The organism is Drancourtella massiliensis (genome assembly GCF_016900655.1).
GTDB lineage: Bacteria > Bacillota > Clostridia > Lachnospirales > Lachnospiraceae > Sellimonas > Sellimonas catena.
On the sequence record NZ_JACJKH010000003.1, the window covers coordinates 161,816 to 185,686 of the forward strand.

21 protein-coding genes and 2 pseudogenes are annotated in these 23,871 nt (G+C 39.7%); 20 read left to right on the forward strand and 3 right to left on the reverse strand.

What is annotated here, in order from left to right; all coding sequences use genetic code 11:
• Positions 1-4: 4 nt before the first annotated feature.
• From H6A32_RS02790 to H6A32_RS02830, 10 genes are all read left to right on the forward strand, one after another.
• Complete coding sequence (locus H6A32_RS02790; protein WP_021869173.1) at positions 5-184, forward strand: DNA-binding protein; 180 nt, start codon at positions 5-7, stop codon at positions 182-184.
• A gap of 20 nt (positions 185-204) precedes the next feature.
• Positions 205-1,305: a site-specific integrase gene (locus tag H6A32_RS02795; protein WP_204863703.1), complete on the forward strand. Its 1,101-nt coding sequence runs from the start codon at positions 205-207 to the stop codon at positions 1,303-1,305.
• On the forward strand, positions 1,289-1,612 hold the full coding sequence (locus H6A32_RS02800) for a plasmid mobilization protein (RefSeq protein WP_021844633.1): 324 nt from the start codon (positions 1,289-1,291) through the stop codon (positions 1,610-1,612). The genes H6A32_RS02795 and H6A32_RS02800 overlap by 17 nt, the downstream gene beginning before the upstream one ends.
• Positions 1,609-2,739 (forward strand): AAA family ATPase, encoded by a 1,131-nt coding sequence (locus H6A32_RS02805; protein WP_204612115.1) that lies wholly within the window; start codon positions 1,609-1,611, stop codon positions 2,737-2,739. The genes H6A32_RS02800 and H6A32_RS02805 overlap by 4 nt, the downstream gene beginning before the upstream one ends.
• 98 nt (positions 2,740-2,837) lie before the next feature.
• On the forward strand, positions 2,838-3,071 hold the full coding sequence (locus H6A32_RS02810) for a complexin-2 (RefSeq protein WP_204863704.1): 234 nt from the start codon (positions 2,838-2,840) through the stop codon (positions 3,069-3,071).
• 74 nt (positions 3,072-3,145) lie between these two features.
• Positions 3,146-3,385 carry a hypothetical protein gene (locus H6A32_RS02815; protein WP_087163716.1) on the forward strand — a complete coding sequence of 80 codons (240 nt, stop codon included), beginning with the start codon at positions 3,146-3,148 and terminating at the stop codon, positions 3,383-3,385.
• A gap of 148 nt (positions 3,386-3,533) precedes the next feature.
• On the forward strand, positions 3,534-4,682 hold the full coding sequence (locus tag H6A32_RS02820; RefSeq protein WP_346342229.1) for a plasmid recombination protein: 1,149 nt from the start codon (positions 3,534-3,536) through the stop codon (positions 4,680-4,682).
• Between the two features lie 21 nt (positions 4,683-4,703).
• Positions 4,704-4,847 carry a hypothetical protein gene (locus H6A32_RS16810; RefSeq protein WP_346342230.1) on the forward strand — a complete coding sequence of 48 codons (144 nt, stop codon included), beginning with the start codon at positions 4,704-4,706 and terminating at the stop codon, positions 4,845-4,847.
• Positions 4,848-5,031: 184 nt separating this feature from the next.
• A complete protein-coding gene (locus tag H6A32_RS02825; protein ID WP_204863705.1) occupies positions 5,032-7,704 on the forward strand; it encodes a DUF4116 domain-containing protein in 2,673 nt (890 codons plus the stop codon).
• Between the two features lie 72 nt (positions 7,705-7,776).
• The gene (locus tag H6A32_RS02830) at positions 7,777-9,537 is read left to right on the forward strand and encodes a hypothetical protein (protein WP_204863706.1); all 1,761 of its coding nucleotides are present in this window, start codon (positions 7,777-7,779) and stop codon (positions 9,535-9,537) included.
• Positions 9,538-10,575: 1,038 nt separating this feature from the next.
• Here H6A32_RS02830 and H6A32_RS02835 read toward each other — a convergent pair.
• Complete coding sequence (locus tag H6A32_RS02835) at positions 10,576-10,884, reverse strand: ATP-binding protein (RefSeq protein WP_087166885.1); 309 nt, start codon at positions 10,882-10,884, stop codon at positions 10,576-10,578.
• Positions 10,885-11,255: 371 nt separating this feature from the next.
• On the opposite strand from H6A32_RS02835, the pseudogene H6A32_RS16635 reads away from it, so the two are divergent.
• The 3 genes and pseudogenes from H6A32_RS16635 to H6A32_RS02845 all read left to right on the forward strand — a co-directional run.
• Positions 11,256-11,459, forward strand: a pseudogene (locus H6A32_RS16635) (ATP-binding protein); the annotation flags it as partial.
• Positions 11,460-11,462: 3 nt separating this feature from the next.
• Positions 11,463-11,972 (forward strand): response regulator, encoded by a 510-nt coding sequence (locus H6A32_RS16640; RefSeq protein ID WP_346342231.1) that lies wholly within the window; start codon positions 11,463-11,465, stop codon positions 11,970-11,972.
• 182 nt (positions 11,973-12,154) lie between these two features.
• Entirely contained in the window at positions 12,155-13,051 is an 897-nt protein-coding gene (locus H6A32_RS02845; RefSeq protein ID WP_204863708.1) for a helix-turn-helix domain-containing protein, read from the forward strand.
• 72 nt (positions 13,052-13,123) lie between these two features.
• Here H6A32_RS02845 and H6A32_RS02850 read toward each other — a convergent pair whose 3' ends face one another.
• Complete coding sequence (locus tag H6A32_RS02850; protein ID WP_204863709.1) at positions 13,124-13,987, reverse strand: AraC family transcriptional regulator; 864 nt, start codon at positions 13,985-13,987, stop codon at positions 13,124-13,126.
• A 202-nt stretch (positions 13,988-14,189) separates the two neighbouring features.
• Between H6A32_RS02850 and H6A32_RS02855 the strand changes: the two genes are divergently transcribed.
• The 7 genes and pseudogenes from H6A32_RS02855 to H6A32_RS02885 all read left to right on the forward strand — a co-directional run bounded on the left by H6A32_RS02855 (position 14,190) and on the right by H6A32_RS02885 (position 21,902).
• Positions 14,190-17,228: a glycoside hydrolase family 2 TIM barrel-domain containing protein gene (locus tag H6A32_RS02855; protein ID WP_204863710.1), complete on the forward strand. Its 3,039-nt coding sequence runs from the start codon at positions 14,190-14,192 to the stop codon at positions 17,226-17,228.
• Positions 17,229-17,398: 170 nt separating this feature from the next.
• The gene (locus tag H6A32_RS02860) at positions 17,399-18,796 is read left to right on the forward strand and encodes an MFS transporter (RefSeq protein ID WP_087252170.1); all 1,398 of its coding nucleotides are present in this window, start codon (positions 17,399-17,401) and stop codon (positions 18,794-18,796) included.
• Positions 18,797-19,231: 435 nt separating this feature from the next.
• Positions 19,232-20,032, forward strand: a complete 801-nt coding sequence (locus H6A32_RS02865; RefSeq protein WP_204863711.1) for a helix-turn-helix domain-containing protein — start codon at positions 19,232-19,234, stop codon at positions 20,030-20,032.
• 213 nt (positions 20,033-20,245) lie between these two features.
• A pseudogene (locus tag H6A32_RS17000) lies at positions 20,246-20,320 on the forward strand (TIGR01457 family HAD-type hydrolase); the annotation flags it as partial.
• A gap of 384 nt (positions 20,321-20,704) precedes the next feature.
• On the forward strand, positions 20,705-21,010 hold the full coding sequence (locus H6A32_RS02875) for a type II toxin-antitoxin system RelB/DinJ family antitoxin (protein WP_087166891.1): 306 nt from the start codon (positions 20,705-20,707) through the stop codon (positions 21,008-21,010).
• Positions 21,010-21,348: a type II toxin-antitoxin system RelE/ParE family toxin gene (locus tag H6A32_RS02880; RefSeq protein ID WP_204863712.1), complete on the forward strand. Its 339-nt coding sequence runs from the start codon at positions 21,010-21,012 to the stop codon at positions 21,346-21,348. The genes H6A32_RS02875 and H6A32_RS02880 overlap by 1 nt, the downstream gene beginning before the upstream one ends.
• 347 nt (positions 21,349-21,695) lie before the next feature.
• Positions 21,696-21,902, forward strand: a complete 207-nt coding sequence (locus H6A32_RS02885) for a hypothetical protein (protein ID WP_087252168.1) — start codon at positions 21,696-21,698, stop codon at positions 21,900-21,902.
• 341 nt (positions 21,903-22,243) lie between these two features.
• On the opposite strand, the gene H6A32_RS02890 is transcribed toward H6A32_RS02885, so the two are convergent.
• Positions 22,244-23,518 carry an MFS transporter gene (locus H6A32_RS02890; protein WP_087166892.1) on the reverse strand — a complete coding sequence of 425 codons (1,275 nt, stop codon included), beginning with the start codon at positions 23,516-23,518 and terminating at the stop codon, positions 22,244-22,246.
• Positions 23,519-23,871: the final 353 nt, after the last annotated feature.

Consider the following 23,871-nt stretch of genomic DNA (forward strand, 5'->3'; position numbering starts at 1 on the left):
CGGAATGGCAGAAAAATCATTTATGACTGTGGAGGAAGTGGCAGCGGAATTGCGGGTGTCAAAGTCAAAAGCCTACCAGATTGTGCGGGAACTGAACGCAGAATTACAGAAACAGGGCTATCTGACGGTGGCGGGACGTGTGAACGCTACATTTTTTCACAAAAAAGTCTGTTACAGCGATTAAGCGGAAAGGAGATGATTTGAATGGCTGTATACAAAGACAATGCTACGGGAACGTGGCGGGTAATCTATCGCTTCACGAACTGGAAGGGGGAACGGAAGCAGACACAGAAACGGGGATTTGCTACGAAACGGGAAGCGCAAGCATGGGAGCATGAGGTCATGCTGAAACAGAACTCAAAGTTGGATATGACTTTTGCCAGCTTTTTTGAGGTTTACGAAGCCGACAAGAAACAGCGCGTCAAGGAAAGCACATGGGAATCCAAAAGCCATGTAATCCGCACAAAGATTTTACCGTATTTTGGGAATCGGAAGATAGCGGAGATTGAGGCAAAGGACGTTATCGCATGGCAGAATGAACTTATGGCGTACCGGGATGAGAAAGGAAAGCTTTATTCATCTGACTATCTGAAAACCATACACGCTCAGCTAACGGCGATTTTCAATCATGCTGTGAACTTTTATAACCTGCCGTACAATCCGGCAAGACGGGCAGGAACAATGGGAAATGAGGTTCCGAAAGAAATGAATTTCTGGACGAAAGAGGAATATCTGAAATTCTCCGAAGCCATGATGGATAAGCCACGTTCCTATTATGCCTTTGAAATGCTTTACTGGTGTGGAATCCGCTCCGGCGAACTGCTGGCGCTTACTCCGGCTGATTTTGATTTTCAGAAGCAGACAGTCACAATCAGCAAGACATTTCACCGCTCTAAAGGGCGGGATATTATCACAAGCCCGAAAACGAAAAAGAGTAACCGTACAATCAAAATGCCGCCGTTTCTCTGTGAGGAAATGCAGGAATATATCAAAATGCTGTATGACATTCAGCCGGACGAGCGTCTGTTTACGGTCACGAAATCCTATCTCAATCACGAAATGGAGCGAGGGGCGAAGCAGGCGGGCGTAAAGAAGATTCGCGTGCATGATATTCGTCATAGTGCGGTTTCTTTGTTAATCGACATGGGATTTTCAGTGCTGGCGATTGGGGAGCGCATGGGGCATGAAGCGGAGAAGATCACCTATCGTTATGCTCACTTGTTCCCTACGGTGCAGACAGAAATGGCGGAGAAACTGGAAATGGAGCGAATGACAAAGGAGGGTGCAAATGGAAAGAACACTTGATTACAAAGGACGGTGGCGTAATCATACGGTAGCGTTCCGGGTGTCTGACGAGGAATCAAAGCTGCTCAATGATTTGGTGGCGCTGTCGGGCTTGACAAAGCAGGACTATATCACAAGGCGGCTGCTGTGCCGGGATGTAGTGGTACAGGGCAATCCGAGGGTTTATAAGGCGCTGAAAAACCAAATGGTGGCTATCTACGAGGAATTGAAGCGGCTGGAAGCGTTAAGCCCGGACAATGACGAACTACTTTACACGTTGCAGGTAATAGCAATCACATTAGATGGTCTGAAAGGAGAAGATGAATGACAGAAAAAATGAAAACGACTGCTCCCTTATCATCTGTTGGCGCAGATGGGGCGCAGCCGCAATTAAAAAATCACAGTGAAATTATAGCAAATGAAACAGCACAAATCAATCTGCAAGCCGCACAAAACCCGGAGAAATCCGGGAACGGCGGGCTTCAAACCGTTTCTATGACGGAACTGTATGATACCGTCTACCCGCCGAGAACGCCGATTGTGGACGGTTTTCTCTATGGCGGCACTTATCTCTTTGTGGGTGCGCCGAAAGTTGGAAAATCGTTCTTTATGGGGCAGCTTGCCTATCATGTGGCAATGGGGCTTCCTCTGTGGGATTATCCCATCCGAAAGGGGACGGTATTGTATCTGGCACTGGAAGATGATTATGCGAGGCTTCAGCGGCGGCTCTCCGGTATGTTTGGTGTGGAATGTGCGGATAACCTGTATTTTGCGACACAGGCAAAGACATTGAATGAGGGCTTAGACAGGCAATTAGAGGAATTTCTGAAAGCGCATACGGACGCGAGGCTGATTATCATTGACACGCTCCAGAAAGTGCGAGAGGTCGGCGGGGACAGGTACAGTTATTCCAGCGACTACGAGATTGTAACAAAATTAAAGTCGTTCAGCGATAAATACGGTATCTGCCTGCTGGTGGTTCATCACACACGCAAGCTGGAATCTGAGGACAGCTTTGATATGATTTCCGGCACGAATGGGCTGCTTGGAGCGGCAGACGGGGCATTTATCATGCACAAGAAAAAGCGCACTGACAATGAGGCAGTCATGGATATAGTGGGGCGTGACCAGCCGGATCAGGAACTGACTATAGAGTTCGACCGGGAGCGCTGCGTCTGGAAATTCAAAAAGGCAGAAACGGAACTGTGGAAACAGCCGCCGAATCCCCTGCTGGAAGCAATCAACAATTTTCTGACAGAAGATAAGCCGGAATGGGAGGGGACAGCAACAGAACTTGTGAGCCAGTTGCCGGATATGCAGATACAGGCAAACGTGCTTTCCAGAAAACTGAATGTAGTCAATAGCCAGTTGCTTAATGACTATGGAATTTTTTATGACAATAAGCGGGGGCATGAAAGGAAGATTATTCTGAAACGGCTTGAGCCGAGAGAGTAAAAGCGACGATATGCGTCGGTTGCGACGGTATTTTTTACAGTGGGCTGGTATAGAAAATATCGACGCTATCGACGCAAACCGACGCAGAAAGGATTTTTATGAAAAACGTGCAAATCCCTTATGAATTATTTGTATCTCTGCTCCGCTATCATCTAATGGAAGAAGATGATTGTCTGAATGAAATCCGGCAGGGGTTGGAACAGAAATTGGATTCTCTGGTTCGCCATGAATTATATGCGAAATATAAGACTGCTCCCACACAGGAAGAACGGGAAAAAGCCAGACAGGAATATCTGGAAAAACGTGGAGTGCCGGATAGCTTCCGCTGGTAATTTTTCTTTGATGATAACAGACAGGAGCGTGTCACGCTCCTGTGGATAGCAGACAACGAGAAAGGTGTGATTTGATGATAATTCAGCCGGAATGGGGAACCCGAAATGTGAACAAATATTTTTACGAAAGTGAAGCCCGTAGGATTGCCGCACTCAATGAAATCTTTGGAGATGTGGAACTGACTGCGGCAGAAATGCGGACGCTGGTATGGCTGTGCGGGTGGGAGGAATGTACGGTAGAAAACGTACTTTCCGCTATCCGAAAAGCTATGGCAGCGGAAGCAAAGCGGCGGGAACAGCCGCTCCGTCCGTAGGACGGAAAAGCCCCCGGCAGGGCGCAAAGGCAGCTTTTGATGGACGGAACGGCTGTCAAAAGTGCTTTTGCGTTACTTTCGACGAAAGTAACAAAGCCTATGCGCCGTATCCGGCGCTGATTACCCGGACAGGGAGAAAGGATATTGATTGAAGCGAACTATCAGCTTTATGACAGGGAAAGGCTCTGTCAATCATAACAGCAGAAAATTCCATGCAAAGAACACTGACCCGGAACGAAGTTATCTAAACGTAGAATATTGCAATAAAAATGTTAAGGATGTATATCACGAATTGTTTGATGAAGCACTCGCCCGGTACAATGAGAAGCAGACCAGAAGTGACCGCCGGATTGACGATTATTATGAGAAAATCCGTTCCGGCAAGCAGGAAAAGCCGTTCCATGAGATTATCCTGCAAATTGGGGATAAGGACAATATGGGAGCGAAAACGGAGAACGGACAGCTTGCCGCAAAGGTGTTGGATAAATATATGCAGGACTTCCAGCGGCGAAATCCTACGTTGAGGGTATTCAGCGCCTATCTTCACATGGACGAAGCGACGCCCCACTTGCATATAGATTTTGTACCGTATACGACAGGAAGCAGGCGGGGACTTGATACAAGAGTATCACTGAAACAGGCGTTATCTGCTCTCGGATTTAAAGGCGGCACAAGACGGGAAACGGAATTAAATCAGTGGGTGGCTTATGAGAAAGAACAGCTTGCCGCTGTCATGCTGGAACAGGGGATTGAGTGGGAGAAGAAAGGCACACATGAAAAGCATTTATCCGTTCTGGATTTTGAGAAAAAGGAGCGGGCAAAGGAAGTCGCAGAGTTGGAAGCAAAGAAAGCGGAATTGCAGGAAGAAAATGCTGCTTTTCAAGAAATCAACGAAGATTTGCATGAACAGTTGTTACAGGTTGATGATGAGATTCGCTTCTTGCAGGAAAATTTACAGGAATCCCGGCAGGAAGCAGAGAAAGCGCAGAAACAGGCGGATAAATACCAGAAGCGCATGAATGAACTTGCTCCTATGGTAAAGAACATGGAGAAGCTGGCGGCAGACTTTTCTGCAGATCCGGAGCAGACGCTTCCAGAAGCGGCGGTTATGGAATCTGCAAAGTCGTATCGGGAGAAGAAAGCAAAACCACTGGTAAAGAAAATCGTACAAGTCATGCGCTCTGTTTATTCGGCATATCTGGATATTTCAAATAAGTTTGCAAAGCTACAAGCGGCGTATAATAGGGAACGGAGCGGAAACGAGCGGCTGACAAACAGGCTGGAAGAAGTCTTATAGGAAAATCGGGAACTGCGGATAGTGGCGGCGGATTTTGGACGTATAAAGGCGGTTGTCGGTTCTGAACAGGTGAATGCTGTGATTAACCGGGCGAAGCAACAGGAACGGATGGAAGCTGAGCAGAAACGGGCTACAAAGAGAAAACATAATCGGGAAGCCCGCTGACAGATGGAGGGCTGTTTAAAGCCCTCTTAGCTGCCATGAAGCGAATCCCCGCCAGCCAGTCAAGAGCGGCGTAGCCGTGAAGTTTACTCTTGACTGGCTGGCGGGGATTCGCTGTTTCTCTTTACTCTTTCAAATGAAGAAGCTATAATTAAGTTATGGAAATTAGAGAAAGGGTTAGGGGAGCATGGATATTATAAAGGAATTAAAAAGAGATGGTATGTTACTGAAAAAGATTCCTAAAAAAGAGCAAACGATAGAACTTTGCAAAGCGGCTATTAGACAAAATCCTTTAGCCTTACAGTTTGTGTCCAGAAAATGCTTAGATTCCAAAATGTGTTTGGCAGCAGTAAAAAAGAATGGACAAGCATTTCGATATGTCCCTGGACAGCTTGTTACTAAACGAATGTGTGAATTAGCAGTTGAAGCAGTCCCGGAATTATTGAATAATGTGCCAGAAAATTTTAAAACATCAATGATTTGTATAAATGCAATTAAAAAAGATGTAAATACATTGTCGTTTGTTTCACAGGAAAAAAGATATGAATTATTCGATGATAATACGGAAATTGATTTAATAGAAAAAATTGTTGCACATAATCTTAAGTGGTTAGTGTATATGCCTAATCGCCCAGATGTGAAGGCATTATGTATAAATTATATGGAAGAAGATTTTTCTATTGCACAGTATATGCCAGAACAGGTGAAAATATCTGAAGATATTTTGAGTTATCAAAAATCAAAAGGGAAATTGCAATTTACACACAAATATTATGATTCTGAGGAAAAAAAGTTTAACGTCAAAATTAAAGTGGTATGCGGGCATCATAAATCAATATTCGACGACAAAAAGATAATAGAAGAATCATATTGTGTCCAAGAAAAATTTGAAGATTTTGACAAATTCTATGCTTTTTTAGATGGAAATCTTTTTGATGCTGAGTTGAGAAGTTTTGATTTTCGTGGAATTGATTTAAGAAATTATAATATTGAAGGTGCAATTATCAATAGTGAGATATTGCAATCGCAAGGACTATATGACGGAACATATTTTGCTACTATAAAAAAGACTTTGGGAACTGACGAAATTATGGGAAATAATGAAATTATGATACCTGATGAATTTTGTTATCCCAAGCCCATTGACGATGATGAACATGAACGGTTTGATATTAACCATATTCCATTTTTTTATATTAGCGATATCCATTTGACACATCGAGTTTGTAATAAATTTGAGGATAAGGCAACAAAAGAAGAAATACGTTCATATATAAAATTTTTGGCAAGAAGTATGGTTCGCTCCATTGGAACCAGACCATTTAATAGTTATTTGCTGATTGCGGGGGATACTTCATCTATTTTTGAGTTTACGGTTATCTTTTATAATGAGCTTATACAGTGGTGGAATCCAAATCAGATAGTGGTTGTGTCTGGTAATCACGAATTATGGGATCCTTATGTTGAGATGGAAGATAACGTAGAGATATATAGAAAATTTTTTGCGAAATTAGGTATAGTATTTTTGCAAAATGATTTAATGTGTGTAGAAGATAGAAAAAAATGTGAGATACTCAGTGAAGCAGAAATACTGAAAACGAGCAAAGAAGAGTTACGGAATAAGGTTCAATGTAGTTCGGTTATTATTTTAGGTGGAATAGGATTTAGCGGTTTAAATAAAAAATTTAATGCATCAAATATACGATATGGGAAAAGTTTTGATGAATTATCAAGAGAAGCAGCGTGGAAGAAAGATATACAAGAGGCAAATTGTTTTAACACTATATACACAAAAGTACTGGAATGTTTAGGGAAAAATAGAGTTATAGTCCTTACGCATGTCAAGAAAGGGGACTGGAATACAGAAATACACAATCCACATTGGATATATTTGAACGGACATAATCACCAAAACTTTTATGAAATAAGCGATAGGAGAACTATATATGCTGATAATCAAATTGGATATAGAGCAAAGAATATTGGATTAAAATATTTCTATTGTGATAATGATTATGACATATTTGCTTATTATCAAGATGGAGTACATGAAATAACAAAGGAGCAGTATATTGATTTTAACAGAGGAAAATTGGTTTCTATGTCATTTAAAAGGGAAGACGGAACAATTTATATGTTAAAAAGAGATAGTATGTATTTATTTTTAATATATTGCCAATATTCAAAACGTTCAAGAGGAAAATCTCTTTATCTTATGAACGGTGGCAAATTGGGAAGATTAAGACGAAATAGATTGGAAGATTTATCTTATTATTATGATAACCTTGAAAAATATGCGGAAAATGTAAATCAACTACTATATAGATATGTAGGAGGTCAACAGAAGCTTTCTGAATTTATTAAGCATCTTGGAGGTTCTGGAAAGATACATGGTTGCATTGTTGACGTGGAAAGACCAAACGAACTGGAAGGATTTTCTTATTGTCATTTATTTGTTAATCCGATAGATGGGAAAGTAACGCCATATTTTGCTTATGATGTAAAATCAAGAATTGTTTACAAAGATTTAAAAACCCTGTTGCAAGCGCATGATAGCTGCAAGTTAATGGCTAATAATTATTTGCGGATTGAAAAAGAAGCTGCAAATAATTTGCCGATTGTCCAATATTCGGGGCAGATGGAAGAATGGGAAAATGAAGATGCTATGTATGATGAGGGTAGTTATCTTTATAAGATTTCTCGAATTATAAAAAGTTTGCAATATTGCACAGAGAAAAATATTGTGCGTTTATGGAATGAAGAATTGCTGAATTATGATTTTGTAAATCGGATTAAACAATCGAATCAAATTGATGAAATTGTAGATGATAGATTAATGATTGATGAAAAGAGTGTTTAATGGTAATGTTACGATTTAGATGCTCTGGAAGCCTTATATTTCGAGAGATTCCAGACGCATAGGAGGAGACTAATGATTAAGAGAGGATTGAAAAACTGGAAGGATATTTCTGATTTGCAAGGAATGTTATTTTTTGTACAGCGGATGGATGAATTGCTTTTTCATTATTCAATGGATACATATAAAACACCAACGTTAAATATAAAATTATTATTACGTGAATATTTAGAAACTGTTGATAATATTAAAGAGGGGGTGCTAAAGGATAAAAATGAGCTTCCAATATTTGAAGAAATTGTGTGGTCCTTGAAGGGGGATATTGCAGCGCAGAAAATCATTGGTATTAGTATAACTAAAGAATTTCTAAAAAACCATGGTTCTTATGACGGCAATATGAAAAGGAAGGTCTGTCAACTATTTTTAGATAAATTATCTAATCGTAGATATTTGGAAGAAATTGAGATGGAGTTAAAAGATGCAGTTTTAGAGGATAGAAAAAAGGAAATTGAGTTATGCTCAAAATATTTAGTAAGAGAACTTACAGTTTTAGGATATAACTCAAGGTTTATTTTTTCATGTTTAAATAAAGTGTTTTTTTTAAAAAGTGTGAATGATGTAGCGAGTTTAGATACTTTTTTTAGTTGTTTTGATTCTGAAGTGAAAGGATATTCGGTGTATTTTACAGTTCATAAAGAGCTTGCGAAATTTAGTGGACTATTATCGGAAAAAATGCCTGAAAATTCTATTGTTATTTTGGACAATAATAAAATTCCGAAAGGTATTCAAAAGATTGAAGGATATAGTATTATTGAAATTAAAAATTTAAATGCATATGATGAATATTCAGCTTATGAAATGGGGAAAAGTATAATCGGATTATTAAATCATTTTTACTCGTTTTTTAGGTATGTTGAAAATGGTATTTATAAAAATGGATTTGTGAAAGTAGGAGAAAATAAGATTAAATATATTAAGGAACCTGTATCTGGTATAGAAAAATCAAAAAAAACCAAATCATTTGCGGTATCTTCTACTAGTGCTTTAAATCTATTTGACATGGCGACTACGAATTATGAAAATTTGTATAAACTATCTAGAATTATGGAGATACATAATATGGCATTAGGGATTCGATCGCCATCTAATGCTTTGCTAAGTTTATGGTCCATTCTTGAACTATTGTTGGAAAAAGAAAAAAACGATAATGACCGTAGTAGGATTTTTAATATTATTGATTTGGTAATACCTTACTTAATAAACTCTTATATTGAAAAGATAGTAAAAAATTTACTATCAGATTTGCAACGATGGAGTAAAAGGAAAACAGATACTGTCTTATCAGGGATTACGGTAGGGGGAGATGAAATAGAGAAATTATTTGCATTTATTGCACTTGAGGTATATGATGATAAGAGAAAAGAATTGTACAAGGAATTAGAAGCGTTTCCATTATTGAGATTTAGGATTTTTACTTTAAATGAGCAATTTGGCACGAAGAAAAATCTCAACCGTATGTTAAATGAACATGAAAAAAAAGTAAGATGGCATTTGCAGCGAATTTATCGAGCAAGAAATTGTATAATTCATGATGGAGATGACATAATGAATATTGAGAATTTGGTTGAAAATCTTCTTTCCTATGTAGATATAATATGTGAGAGAATCATCCAAAAGATAGGCGGGAGTGGCTATAAATATACAGTGTCTGATGCAATTGTGGAAGAAAACTTACAGGCAAAAGATTATCAGATGATATCCGAAACGATAAGTGATATTGATGATAAAAATTTTACGATTTTTCTGTATCATAGCGCAGAAGGCATAGTTTTATAGGAGAATTTATGATATAGCGGCAACATAGTGGCAACAGAAAATCAGCAAGCCAGAATAAATGATGTAATTGAAATGAAAAATGGTGTGTATTTGCATAAAACCTAAACGAATATAGTTAACGATAACGAAGAACACGCCGAGTTCGAATAGCGGACGAAAATGCGAAAAAGCCCGTAAATAAAGGCTTTGCGGGACTTCTGAATTGCCCGGTGGAGTGCAAATGGAGTTAAAATTTATTTTTTTCTCTTGCTTTTATTCCGGACAATGACGAGATTTTCGCAAAATCATCCAAATTCAGAAAGATATAATTAGTGGAAATTAAAGAACAGTTTGTTTTAATGGAAGTATTTTCCGTTGGAGCAAACTGTTTTTTTATACTCTTTTTCAATGAGCTCCTGATACCAGATACATTATGGAAGCAACCGTAAAAAAAATAATTTTTGCAAAAATCCGAAATAGGATGTCCTGTTTTGCACCTGTCAGTACAGAGTATATGAAAAGATAAATATTCAAAATACAGGATGTAAATAACGGTGAATTAGTACCATCTGCACGGTCTAACTGTACCACCCTGCCGAAACAAGAGTACCGCCTTGCCGGTTGGCTGTACCGGTCGGCAACTGCACTTTGCCAACGATGCGAACCACTTTTCCGGTGAAGTGAACCATCCTTCCGGATGGTTGATCCACTCGATATTCGATTACTTTGCCTAAAGACGGTATCTGGCGAGAATGGAGCTTGCAATGGCTGTTATCGCCTCGCTGACGCAACTACGACATTGACAAGTGCCATCCTGCCAGATGAATGACAGCTAAACAAAGCAAACGCATTCCGTGCTGATGGAGCGTTGACTCCACAGCCGATGACCTGATGTTTTCAGGACATCTTACATAGAGTCATTCCAGCACATACGCTGATGACTATAGATTATTACCTTGACAACTTAATACCGGTCGTCATCCTGACCCTGGGCAATCCTTATCATGGAATCCACATGCTCCTTAAATGACATTGGATCTCCGCCATCATAGTAGATCCTCATGTACTCCTGGTACGCCAGGTTATCGTAGAGAAGCGTGTCAGCTGCGTCTTGTCCAGCTTACGGTCCGGATGGTATTCGATCTCTTCCATACAAGCATTTGGCGCTGAAAATCCGGCATCACGGATGCATTTGGCGAGCTTATTGGCCTGGCGGCGGTTCCACTCTGCATCGACCAGGAGAGCGATCCGCTCCTCGAAGCCGAGACTGCTGTAGGTATCAGGATCGCTCAACTGGGACTCCAGTTCTTTGGCCATGGCTGAGAACCGCATCTGCTTGAGGGTATCAATCGTTGACTGGTTGATCATATGTTTGCACCCCCTTTCCGGAAAGCATCAGCGTCTCGTGTGATCCCGTGGCGGGTGCCATTTTTCGGCACAGGTGCTTCAGCGGCTTGATTGAGGGGAATCCTATCCTGTCCGTTTTTGAGAATGGTGAGGATGCTCCTCAGCGCAGGTGTCGATGAAAAGTAAAACAGACATCGGCTTATGAAATCATTGGTAACCTGAACAAAGAACTGGAAGAACAGGGATATCTGACACTTAGAGGAAAAGTTCCAACAAAATATTTTGTAAAGCGTTTCTATGGAGTAGAAGACACCTGCGAAATCCCACAGGAAGAAGGAAAGGAATGGTTTCATGCGTAAGTAGCATGTGAAGGTGGAAAGGCAACCTATAAGTTTAGATGCTCAGATACAGGGCGTGGTATGAGTAAAAGTTTTCTTTCTCATGTATTTGAACCGTTCGCACAAGAAGATTCCAGTGCAAGGACCAGTTATATGGGAACTGGGCTTGGAATGCCGATTGCCAAACAACTCACAGAAATGATGGGCGGAAAGATTGCGGTAGAAAGCGAATTAAATGTCGGTACAACCTTCACAGTTACAATTTCATTTGAACTCGATTCAGATTATAAAGAAGAAGACACGCTGGAAGAGGAAAATTTATCGAAAAATCTTTCGGGATTGACAGCACTTTTGGTAGAAGATAATGAGTTGAATATGGAGATTGCTAAGTTTATTCTGGAAAATGCTGGAATCAATGTCGTCACTGCAAAAGATGGAAAAGAGGCAGTCGATATTTTTGCGAAATCAGAGGTGCATTATTTTGATGTGATTCTCATGGATATTATGATGCCGGTGATGGATGGACTGACTGCTACAAAAACAATCAGATCACTGGAACGGCAAGAAGCAAAAACAATTCCTATTTTTGCAATGACTGCAAATGCGTTTCTGGATGATAAAAAACAAAGCAAAGAAGCCGGAATGAATGAACACTTATCGAAGCCGTTGGATGAAAAGAAACTGATGAATACGATTTGGAAATATACAATCGGGAAAAATTCCAATAGCAAAGGATTGTTGGTAGAGGTATATTCGTTTTTGGGTAAATAACAATTCTAAGCGGTTGATCTTTATGGTTGACCGCTTTTTCCGCCTTCAAAAAATCAGAAGATTCTATTCCAGCAATTTCTGGTAATTCAATGAAAATCTGTTGAATACAGCATGATTCTACCATTAAGGGGTGTACTTTTTCTGAGAAAATAGATACTATAATCCCAAAAGGGGGAATGGCTATGGACCTTGTGAAAATCGGAAGCTATATTGCAGAAAAAAGAAAAAAACTTGGTATGACTCAAAAACAGCTCGCTGAGAAACTGGGGAAGAGTGATAAGTCAGTTTCTAAGTGGGAACGAGGGATCTGTTTACCAGATGTGTCTGTGTATTTAGAATTATGTGAAATATTAGGCATCAGTCTAAATGAATTTTTGGCTGGTGAAGATATTGAGGTAACTAATGTAGAAAAAAAATCGGAAGATACACTGATACAGATATCAAAAGATAGTAGTCATAAACAGCGTTATTTAAAGAAGATTATTGCTGTACTTCTTATTGTTGTGGGAGTATGTGTTATTGTTTTTGGAATCATGGTATGTAATAAATTGCGGCAACCACAAAATTATATAGAAGCAGTAGCACCAGATAGTGTAGAAATGAAAACAGCTGAATTGTTATCTGGAATTGATGGAACCATGATGTTTCGATACAATTCAAAAGATACATTTCAAACATTGTATGTTTACTTGTCAGAATACCAGTCTGGAAAACGAATTTCTCATAAGAAGGTTTTGGAACTTTCCTATGAGGATGTGAAATCTGCAAAAAATGGATGGATTGTTATTACGCCGGATTTTGATAATTTTACTGCAAAGCTTATTGCGGCAGATGAATATTCAAAATATATGACAGAAATGCCAATCTTGGAGGGTGTTGCAAACAGAGAATATTATGACAGATCTGCAACGTCTATAGAGAACAAAAGCCCGATAGAATACGGAACAGAGCAAGGATTGGCAGCACTGATCTATGGCGAACAAGGAGTGAGTTCGTTGCCGATACAGGATATTAAAGGTGAATACATAGATACAGATAATGAGTATATGTATTATTATTCGGTTGAGTTCGTAAAATAAGAATAGTAAAAGAGAGAAGAGGATACCACAAATCATTGCTTTGATAATTCTGTGGTATCCTCTTTGTGGATTTCAGAATTTGTTTCTCAGCTTTCGGTATTCTCGCGGTGAATATCCTCTCAGCTTGTGAAAAAGCCGACTGAAATACAGCTGGTTATCATATCCGACGATTTTAGAGATTTCATTGATGGAATAGGTTGTTGTTTCAAGTAACATCTGAGCATTGTTGATCCGGATTCCTACGATGAATTGCATTGGTGTGGAACCGGTGTATTTTTTGAAATTCCGAATAAACCAACTGACACTCATGCCTCGTGAGGCTGCGTAATCCTCTATGTTGATGTCCTGATTATAATTTTCGCTGAAATAGGTAACTGCAGTGTTCATTTCCTGATCCAGGCATTCGTTTTTCAGAATATGTTCTCGTGTCAGTTCTCGGTGGAAAGTGATTAGTAGATGACGAAGCAGAAGAACAAGCATTTCCTCATAGTTGTCCTGACAGCGTTGAAGTTCTATGATAATACGCTTGAAAACCCGTTCATATTCCATAGATGTGCCAACTTGGAAAACCCGTTCTTTATCCGGAAATCCATACTGACGTAAGATATTTTTAACATTGCTGCCTGTAAAATGAATCCAGTATACTTCTGTCTTATCTTCCCCATAATATTCATATTTCTGAAGCTCTTTCGGTCTGTACAGTACAATATTACCGGCGGGAACAATCGTTTCATTATCTACATTGTCAAAATGAAAATGTCCACAACCGGCAGTGATATAGATGATCTGATAATCCAGGCGTCCCCTTGGACGGTAGGTTGGTAATTTTGGATGGCTGGAAAGGCGATAAGTACCACAGCTTCCTACAATCAGTGGGCGACTTTTGTCTTTGAAATCCATATGGGAGTGGTTCAGATAACCAGTATTCATATACATAGGGCAGCACCTCTTTTCCTACTTTTTACCATTGTATCATTTAGTGCATATTTTGTCTAATCCAATTCATAGACATATTTTGCGGATTAGGATAAGCTATGTATAGAAAAACAAAGAAACGTAAACAAAAAAGTAAAGAACAAGACTTGCTGTGGGAGAACAACGTATAAAAAAATGTATATGTATTGAAGGAGAGTTATTTATGATTGTACCACGTTATTATGAGGATTTAAGTGTACTGCATGAAAACACAATGCCAGCCAGAGCCTATTATGTTCCGGCATCCAAAAGAATGGACAACCTGGTGGAACACAGGGAAGAATCAGACCGTATGCAGTTATTAAACGGAACTTGGAAATTTCAGTATTATAACAGCATCTATGATATTCAGGAATCTTTTTTTGAGAAGGATTATGATACAGAAAACTTTGACGAGATTCAGGTTCCGAGTGTATGGCAGATGGCAGGATATGACACACACCAGTATACAAACATCCGGTATCCGTTCCCATTTGATCCACCGTATGTACCACAGGATATCCCGTGTGGAGCATATGCACATACTTTTGACTATCATAAAGATGAAAATGCACCAAAAGCATTTTTAAATTTTGAGGGAGTAGACAGTTGCTTTTATGTATGGGTCAATGGTTCTTATGTGGGATACAGCCAGGTTTCTCATATGACCAGTGAGTTTGATATTACCGACCTTCTTCAGGATGGAAAGAATACCATAGCAGTATTGGTAATGAAGTGGTGTGACGGTTCTTACTTGGAAGATCAGGACAAATTCCGTATGAGTGGAATTTTCCGGGATGTGTACATTTTGAAACGTCCGGAGCAGGCAATCAGCGATTATCATATAAAAACAAAGATTGAGGATATGCTTGCAAAGATAGAACTTGATGTGAAATTCTACTCTCCGGCAAATGTAAAAATTTCGATTGAAGATAAAAATGGAGCAGTTGTCGCAGTAGGAAGTATTACCGAAGAAGGAACAGCGGTGTTAGAGATTGCAAGTCCGGAGCTTTGGAATACAGAAAATCCATACCTGTACAAACTGATCCTTGAAACAGAAAATGAAGTAATTGTAGATCATATCGCACTCAGAAAGATAGAGATCAAAGATCAGATTATTTACTTAAACGGACAGAAGATTAAATTCCGTGGTGTCAATCGACATGATTCCGATCCGGTTACTGGATTTACAATTAGTGTGGAACAGATTACAACAGATCTTACGCTAATGAAGCAGCACAATTTTAACGCTATCCGTTCCAGCCATTATCCGAATGCACCATTTTTCTATGAAATGTGTGACAAGTATGGATTTATGGTGATAGATGAAGCAGATATAGAAGCTCATGGACCATTTATGCTCTACAGAAAAGAAGACACGGATTACAATCGATTCAAGCGGTGGAATGAAAAGATTGCCGATGATCCGGCATGGGAATCAGCTATCGTTGACCGTGTGAAACTCATGGTAGAACGTGATAAAAACCGTTTTTGTATTGTTATGTGGTCAATGGGAAATGAAAGTGCTTATGGTTGCAACTTTGAAAAAGCACTTGCTTGGACAAAGAAATTTGATCCGGACCGTATCACACAGTATGAGAGTGCAAGATACCGTAATTATGATGAAACATATGATTACAGCAACTTGAATGTGTACAGCCGTATGTACCCGGCACTTTCCGAGATTCAGGAATATCTGGACAAGGACGGAAGCAAACCATTCCTTCTGGTAGAATATTGCCACAGCATGGGAAATGGCCCTGGAGATTTTGAAGATTACTTCCAGATGATACAGGATAATGATAAAATGTGCGGCGGCTTTGTCTGGGAATGGTGTGACCATGCGATTGCTCATGGCACTGCTGAGAATGGAAAGACAATCTATGCCTACGGAGGAGATCATGGCGAAGATATCCATGATGGCAATTTCTGCATGGATGGATTAGTATATCCGGACAGAACTGCCCACACAGGACTTTTGGAATACAAGAATGTCTATCGTCCGGCAAGGGTGGTTTCTTATGATAAAGAAAGTGGAGAGCTGGTACTTCACAATTATATGGATTTTGATGACCTGAATGATTATGTAAACATCAGTTATGAACTGACGCAAGATGGTCTTGTAATCGGAAAAGGTAAACTTTCAGAAGTGTCTGTGGCACCACACAGTGAAGGAAAGACAAATCTGAAAGTCAATGTTCCAGAAAGCGGAAAATGCTATTTAAAACTTATTTACCATCTGAAAAAAGAAATGCCACTGTTAGAGGAAGACCACATTCTGGGATTTGATGAAATTGAGGTAAGTCAGAAAGATGCAAAATGTCAGCTCGCAGAGAAATGGATGGAAAAAACAGCAACGAACTCTGAATTACAGGTGAATGAAAATGATACACAGATTCATATCAAAGGTCGTGAATTTTCCTACACCATAGACAGACGTACGGCTCTCTTTACAGAGATGAAATTTGCAGGACGGGAATATCTGAATCATCCGATGGAGTTGAATATTTGGAGAGCTCCAACAGATAACGATATGTACATCAAGTCTGAATGGAAGAAAGCTCACTATGATAAGGCTTACACAAGAGCCTATACGACAGAGGTTGCACAGGGAAAACATGGTGTGAAGATTACAAGCCATGCTTCCGTTGTGGCAGAGACGGTACAGAAGATTCTTGATGTGACGATTACATGGAAAATAGATGCTGCAGGAAAGATTGATGCAGATATAGCAGTAACAAAAGATGGAGAGTTCCCGGATCTTCCGAGATTTGGAGTGAGAATGTTTTTGGATAAGAAACTTTCAGATGCCAGATACTTTGGAATGGGACCACAGGAGAGCTATCGTGATAAACATCAGGCAGCGAGTCACGGCCTGTACCGGGCAAATGTAGGGGATTTACACGAGGACTATATCCGTCCACAGGAAAACGGAAGCCATTATGATTGTGAATATGTAGAGCTTAACAACAGCCGATATGGAATTGTGGCATCCGCAGAAAAGGCATTTTCATTCAATGCTTCTTATTATACACAGGAAGAACTTGAGAAGAAAACGCATAATTATGAATTGACAGAATCAGACAGCGTGATATTTTGTGTTGACTATGCATTAAATGGAATAGGTTCTAACAGTTGTGGTCCGGTTGTATTGGATCAGTATCGATTTAATGATGTATTATTCCGGTTCCAGTTTACTCTGGTTCCGTATATAAAGGGATAATAAAGTTTTAAGTAACCCGTTAACAAGGAAGGAGAGTCTGGGTGTTTTGTAAAGTCCGGATATACAGAACAATCAGACAAAAACAAAGCAAAAAAATTTAGAATTAGGCACCATACTGTTAGGCATCTTGAGATTCTAAGTGCGATGAATATGAGGAGCAAAAGAATTCTATGGAAGAAAAAAAGTATTTAAAATGGTATAACAAAATTGGATATGGTTCAGGTGATATCGCAGGTAATGTAGTCTATGCATTCCTGACATCTTTTATGATGGTCTATCTGACAGACTCAGTAGGACTTGCTGCTGGTGTCGTAGGTACCCTGATTGCCGTATCAAAATTAATTGATGGTTTTACAGATATATTCTTTGGATCAATGATCGACAAAACACACAGCAAAATGGGAAAAGCAAAGCCTTGGATGTTATATGGCTATATTGGATGTGCCATTACATTAGTCTGCTGTTTTGCAGTACCAGTCAGCTGGGGAACAACCGCTAAATATGCATGGTTCTTTATTTCTTATACACTGTTAAATGGTGTGTTTTATACAGCTAATAATATTGCATATTCAGCACTTACATCACTCATCACAAAGAACAGCAAAGAACGTGTGCAGATGGGATCTTACCGTTTCATTTTTGCATTTTTAACAAGCCTTCTGATTCAGGCAATTACAGTTGGATTTGTAGATAAGTGTGGTGGAGATGCAGCTGCATGGAGAACTGTAGCAATTATTTATGCAATTATTGGTCTTATTGTAAATACAATTTCTGCTCTTTCTGTTAAAGAACTTCCAGAAGAGGAACTTAACGAAGGGGAAGTAAAAAATGAGGATGAGAAGTACGGAATGGTACAGGCATTTAAGCTTCTTATCAAAAACAAATATTACATGATGATCTGTGGAACTTACATTTTACAGCAGTTATACAGTGCCATGATTGGAGCCGGTATTTATTACATGACATGGGTACTGAAAAACAAAAACTTGTTCGGACAGTTTGCATGGGCAGTTAATATTCCACTGATCATTGCTTTGATTTTCACACCAACTTTAGTTGGTAAGTGGAAAGGTATGTACAAACTGAACTTAAGAGGTTATATCTTAGCAGTTATCGGTAGAGCACTTGTTGTTGTTGCCGGATATATGGGTAGCGTTCCGCTGATGATGGCATTTACGGCTCTTGCAGCATTAGGACAGGGACCATGGCAGGGAGATATGAATGCGGTTATCGCATCCTGCTCTGAATACACTTATCTTACACAGGGAAAGAGAATTGACGGAACTATGTACTCTTGTACGTCTCTTGGTGTAAAGATCGGTGGAGGTATTGGAACGGCTGTTGTTGGATGGATGCTTGATTTCAGTGGTTACGTTGGAACAAATGCAACTCAGCCACAGTCCGCACTTGATATGATGCAGTTTATGTATCTGTGGCTTCCATTAATCTTTGATGTATTGATTATGTTTGTACTTTCAAGAATGAATGTAGAAGGTGCAAATAAGAAGCTGAAAGCAGAAAAAGGAATCACTGCAGATGAAGTAACAGATGCATCAGACATGGAGTAAAATTTGAAGGGAAAAGCATTGTCTGATTGAATCTTCAATTAGACAATGCTTTTACATATTATGAAACAATGAAACAGGCAAAAGAGCGGGGGACAGTATTTTGAATATAGAAGAAGCAATTGGAATGCTTAACGGGAAAGCTGCATTCAAAAGATTTATTGAAAGTTTATAAAAAAAGGACCACTTCATTTTTGTGAAATGGTCTTAAGAAAAAATATTCAGTTTTCACAAAATAGTCCTTTTAGTATTTATACATGATATGGATGCTCAAAATAGTCAGCGTAGAATACTAAAAGGTCGTTCAGATATTTTTTAAGATTGCTCATTTGCGATTCCTCCTTTCCTTGTTTACAAGTTGATTATAGGATAGATGAAAAAGGATTGCTTGCCAAATCGAAAGAAGATATAGACAAATGTTGCAAAGGGGAGTATTTCATGCAGTTAAAATATGTTGACACAAAAGAGGAGATCATAGCAGTAAATAAAAAGTCAAAACATATTGAACCACATCTTCATAATGCACTGGAGATTGTTTGTGTAACAAGTGGAACATTAGAGCTTGGTGTCGGACAGGAACTTTACCATATGGAAAAAGGAGATATAGGCTTTGTATTTCCGGATATTATTCATCACTATCAGGTACTGACACCCGGTGTAAATAAAGCGACTTATCTGATCGCATCGCCCTTTACGATTGGTAAATTTGCAGATATCATGCAGTCCATGGCTCCTGAATATCCAGTTATCAAAGCGGAAAAGGTTGAGCCGGAGGTATATAGGGTTATCAATGCGATCTTAGAGACAGAACAGTCGGATATTACAGTCGCACAGGCTTATCTTCAAATTGTGTTGGCACGCTGCATAGGAAAACTGAATCTGGTAGAGAAGAGCCATGTGGGGAGCAATGACCTTATTTACCAGACGGTTTCCTATATATCAGCAAATTTCAAAAAGAAGCTTTCACTGGAAGAGATGGCGAAAGACTTTGGAGTAAGCAAATATGTCTTATCCAGACTCTTTTCCAAAACATTTCATAGGAATTTCAACCAGTATCTTAACGATGCAAGGCTCAACTACGCATGTCATCGTTTGGAAAATACGAGTGATTCTATTACAAATATTTGCCTGGATAGTGGCTTTGAAAGTCAGAGAACATTTAACCGGGTATTTAAGGAAAGATATAAAATATCGCCTAGTGACTATCGGAGTACATGTGTAAAAGATATATTGTCATAAAAGGTTCTGCTGATAGAATAATTTACTTTGATTTCACGCCGTTATGTATTTGATTTTATGTGCGTATGATACGATATTACAATGGTCGTAGAAAATAGATTTTTCAGAAGTAAAAGAACAAGGCGTACTCTAAAGAAAAAGAAAGGCAGGGCATATATGAATATGGGAAATTCCATAATTGATTTTAACGAGAAAAAAAGGTTTATCTGCGATATGGATGGTGTGATTTATCATGGCAATCAGATATTGCCAGGTGTTCCAGAATTCATTCAGTGGTTACATGATGAAAAATAGGAACATAGGTGATATTTTATGCCTATCGCCCTGAAAACGGGCTTTTATTGCGTAACATTCAAAAATAGGGTGTCAATCTGCAAGAATTTGCTATAATAAAGGCGTGGCAACATTTTGGCAACAGAAAATCAGTAAACCAAAATAACTGATGTAATAGAAGTAAATATCGGCATGAATCCACACAAAACCTAAACAAATATAGTTAATAACATCGGGAAACACGCCGAGTTTGAGTGAGAAAAAGTCAGGAAGTTAAGAATATACAGAGGTTATAGTCGATATGGGCTAAAGAAGAAATAGTATTAAACTATTCTACAACTCATTATTGACACGTAACGACGAAGACGTTACAATTAAAGCATAAACGGAGGTGACATTATGGAGAAATCAGCAACACTTAATCTACGGATTAATCCCACATTAAAATCAGAGGCAGAGACAGTTCTTTCGCGTCTGGGCATACCAATGTCAACGGCTGTCGATATGTTCCTGAATCAAGTAGTTTTAGTTGGAGGGATTCCGTTTTCCGTTACGCTTCCAAAGGCACCGGCAGATATAGATGCCTCTCAGATGACAGATGCGGCTCTTCATGCGAAGCTTCAGAAAGGTTATGATGATTACAGAGCCGGAAGGACAGAGAACGCTGCAGAAGCATTCAAAAAGTTTAGGGAGACTCATAGGTGATGGGGAAACGGATTGTAGAAATTACCCAGACAGCTCTTGACGATATGGAAGGGATCTATGATTATATAGCAGATGTTCTTTTGGCAGCGGAGAATGCTATGGGTCAATATAATCGTATTGCAGATGCAATTCTCACTTTGGAAAGTAATCCTGAGAGATGTCCGGTTTTCGAGGTAGAGCCGGAACGATCTTGGAGAATGCGCAGAATGGTAATTGATAATTATCTTGTCTGTTACATTGTAGATCCGGATAAAGTGACAGTCACAGATGTGTTATACGGAACTTCAAATGTGCATGCAAGACTGAAAGCAAGACATAAGGCAGACCCAGACATTTAAGTGAGCATGATAACATCATCATGATAACGAATTGATAACACTAGCAGAGACAGACCATAGAAACATGACAGTTGGAAACAAATAAAATCAAATAGAACCAAATATTCTATACAAAACTGTATAGAATTAGATTTGGTTTACGAGTTTGAATAATTAGTAAATCCCAAGAATCCTTGTAAAATGGGTGTTCTTGGGATTTCTTTTTTGCTGTGATGTTAGGGTGATGTTAATGGTGCTTCAGCTAAAGTACAGAATGCGGTCATAAAAATAGTATTTCTTCTGATGATATTTACGAATCAGAAGAAGATTTTAGAAATTATAAGAATTAGTTAAATGGAGGATTTGCTATGCCAATATGCAAATTTTGTGGAGAAGAATTTGAACTTTCTGATGCAAGAAGACGAATCGGTCGTTCTTATGGGGCTGGAATATATAATGAATACTATCCAAACGGTGATGTTTGTGAGAGTTGTGCGGTTGAAGAAATTAGTTGCGATTATGCGACTGGTGCTGAGATAAAAGAGCTGATGGGAACGTCTTGGGATGACGACTAATTGTTTTCAAAAAGGTACGGTAAAGTCCCTATAAATCCTGGCTTATTGGATAGAATTACATGGTGTTAGCACCATGTAGATAGGGCGATTAAGGAGAAATATTCGTGATACCCGTATGATACCTGTTTGGTCGGAAACCATGGATAATGAGTAAAATAAGGATATTACGAATATAAAAACCCATAAAAGTCAACTTGGCATTTAACAATTATGTTATATGTTGGTGGCGAATAGTAAACAGAGAGCCGGGAAGACGCATAAACAGCGGACTTTCCGGCTCTCTGTTTGTCTGAGTTTGTTAAATTTATTTTCCCGACAAATGGAGGATGCAGTCGTTTTATTCAGGCGCGTGCTTCCTCTGTTTGGGGATCCTGAATGTGGCCGATGACCAACATCGCCAGAATGAACAGCGCGATGGTAAATATAAAGGGCAGACGGCGGTCCAGGCTGGAAAGCCATCCGGCCAGGTAGCCGAACGGAGAGGAGAGTGCAATGGTTGAGGCCATGATCAGAGCGTTCAGGCGCGCGCGCTCCTGTGCGTTGATGCTGAGCTGGAGCAGTGCATCCTTGCGCGGATTCACCAATGCGGCGGCAACGGCAGCAGTGAATACGTAGACAAGAACAGGCACCAAACTGTTGACAGGAGAGAGAATCAACACCAGAGCAGCTGCACAGTACAGAACGAGCCCGGTCCACAGCGGAACCTTGAATTTTGCAACGCTCATACGGTGTTGGATACCGACCATAAAGACAAGCATGACGGCAGCGTTTAAAATCGGAAACACGGCCAGGTAGTTTTCAGAAAGCCCGAGCCTTTGGGTTACATACAGCCCGAAAAAGTTGGTGTTTACCATATTGCTGATATACAGCAGGACCGAAACGGCAACGGCCTTCAGAGCGCCCTTGTCCTTCAGAAGGTAAGGAATCAGTTGCCGATATTCGCCGAGCATTTGGAAAACGGAAACACCCTTGGTTTCGGCACGTCGGATTTTCCCCTGCTTTGTTTCCCTGCAGAATTTCAAGGTGATGAGCATTTTGATGATCATCGACACGGTGAAAAGCAGATACAGAACACGCACAACCGGTACTACCGAATAGGCATTGACAAACAAGCCGGAAAGCGGTGCAAAGAAGATGGACACCAGACCGCCGATGCTCACCCAGGTGTAGATATTGACAAGGTCTTTTGAGCGTGCGTCCTCGATCAGCAGACAGTACCACGCGGTCTGGTTGATCTGCTCAAAACAGTTCAGGACGGCAGCGAGTAAAAACAGCCAGAAGTTGTCGGATATAGCCCATACGAGACAAGCCAGTGCCCAACCAAAGAAGTCGCCCATCATGGTGGTGAATTTTCTACCGACTTTATCGGTCAGGATGCCACCGGAAAATGAGAAAAACACTTGAAACACCATGGCGATGGATAGAATCAGACCGATCTGCACGTCTGTGATGCCCTGGGTGTACATGTACAGCGTGGCAAACGGTGCGATCAGATTGTAAGGAATGCCCCATAAGGGCTCGATCAATGCCAGTGTGCGCGGGTTTCCAGGATTATTTTCCAAGACCTGAACCAATGGGTGTTCCCTGAGTTTTTCCAGTTTTGCTTTCAGATTCATATATATTCTCCCCGTATTCTCTCAATTTCCTCCCCATTCTATCATATCGTTCTGAAATCGAAAATAGGATTCAAGTTTTTTTCGGTAAATGAAGGGAGGGAAGATTCGAGAATATGCAATTTGAGAAGGAATAGAACATGAATAAAGAATGGTGTAAACTTAATAAAACAATGTAGTTCTTCAGAGCTTAAGGTGTTGATTGCTGCAAGTTCTGCTTGACTGTAAACCCTGTTTATAGTTTACTAAAACTTCCCACACCAATACGGTGTGTTGAACCTTGAAAATTCAATATTTCAGCCAATAAAAAAGGCATAAACCTGTCCCGTTTGGTATAATGGAATTGACGAAAAACC

What these genes read in the sequence shown, in the direction of transcription:
- H6A32_RS02790 (WP_021869173.1), top strand. Translation starts at nt 5, where the DNA reads ATGGCAGAAAAATCATTTATGACTGTGGAGGAAGTGGCAGCGGAATTG.
- H6A32_RS02795 (WP_204863703.1), top strand. Translation starts at nt 205, where the DNA reads ATGGCTGTATACAAAGACAATGCTACGGGAACGTGGCGGGTAATCTAT.
- H6A32_RS02800 (WP_021844633.1), top strand. Translation starts at nt 1,289, where the DNA reads ATGGAAAGAACACTTGATTACAAAGGACGGTGGCGTAATCATACGGTA.
- H6A32_RS02805 (WP_204612115.1), top strand. Translation starts at nt 1,609, where the DNA reads ATGACAGAAAAAATGAAAACGACTGCTCCCTTATCATCTGTTGGCGCA.
- H6A32_RS02810 (WP_204863704.1), top strand. Translation starts at nt 2,838, where the DNA reads ATGAAAAACGTGCAAATCCCTTATGAATTATTTGTATCTCTGCTCCGC.
- H6A32_RS02815 (WP_087163716.1), top strand. Translation starts at nt 3,146, where the DNA reads ATGATAATTCAGCCGGAATGGGGAACCCGAAATGTGAACAAATATTTT.
- H6A32_RS02825 (WP_204863705.1), top strand. Translation starts at nt 5,032, where the DNA reads ATGGATATTATAAAGGAATTAAAAAGAGATGGTATGTTACTGAAAAAG.
- H6A32_RS02830 (WP_204863706.1), top strand. Translation starts at nt 7,777, where the DNA reads ATGATTAAGAGAGGATTGAAAAACTGGAAGGATATTTCTGATTTGCAA.
- H6A32_RS02835 (WP_087166885.1), bottom strand. Translation starts at nt 10,884, where the DNA reads ATGATCAACCAGTCAACGATTGATACCCTCAAGCAGATGCGGTTCTCA.
- H6A32_RS02845 (WP_204863708.1), top strand. Translation starts at nt 12,155, where the DNA reads ATGGACCTTGTGAAAATCGGAAGCTATATTGCAGAAAAAAGAAAAAAA.
- H6A32_RS02850 (WP_204863709.1), bottom strand. Translation starts at nt 13,987, where the DNA reads ATGTATATGAATACTGGTTATCTGAACCACTCCCATATGGATTTCAAA.
- H6A32_RS02855 (WP_204863710.1), top strand. Translation starts at nt 14,190, where the DNA reads ATGATTGTACCACGTTATTATGAGGATTTAAGTGTACTGCATGAAAAC.
- H6A32_RS02860 (WP_087252170.1), top strand. Translation starts at nt 17,399, where the DNA reads ATGGAAGAAAAAAAGTATTTAAAATGGTATAACAAAATTGGATATGGT.
- H6A32_RS02865 (WP_204863711.1), top strand. Translation starts at nt 19,232, where the DNA reads ATGCAGTTAAAATATGTTGACACAAAAGAGGAGATCATAGCAGTAAAT.
- H6A32_RS02875 (WP_087166891.1), top strand. Translation starts at nt 20,705, where the DNA reads ATGGAGAAATCAGCAACACTTAATCTACGGATTAATCCCACATTAAAA.
- H6A32_RS02880 (WP_204863712.1), top strand. Translation starts at nt 21,010, where the DNA reads ATGGGGAAACGGATTGTAGAAATTACCCAGACAGCTCTTGACGATATG.
- H6A32_RS02885 (WP_087252168.1), top strand. Translation starts at nt 21,696, where the DNA reads ATGCCAATATGCAAATTTTGTGGAGAAGAATTTGAACTTTCTGATGCA.
- H6A32_RS02890 (WP_087166892.1), bottom strand. Translation starts at nt 23,518, where the DNA reads ATGAATCTGAAAGCAAAACTGGAAAAACTCAGGGAACACCCATTGGTT.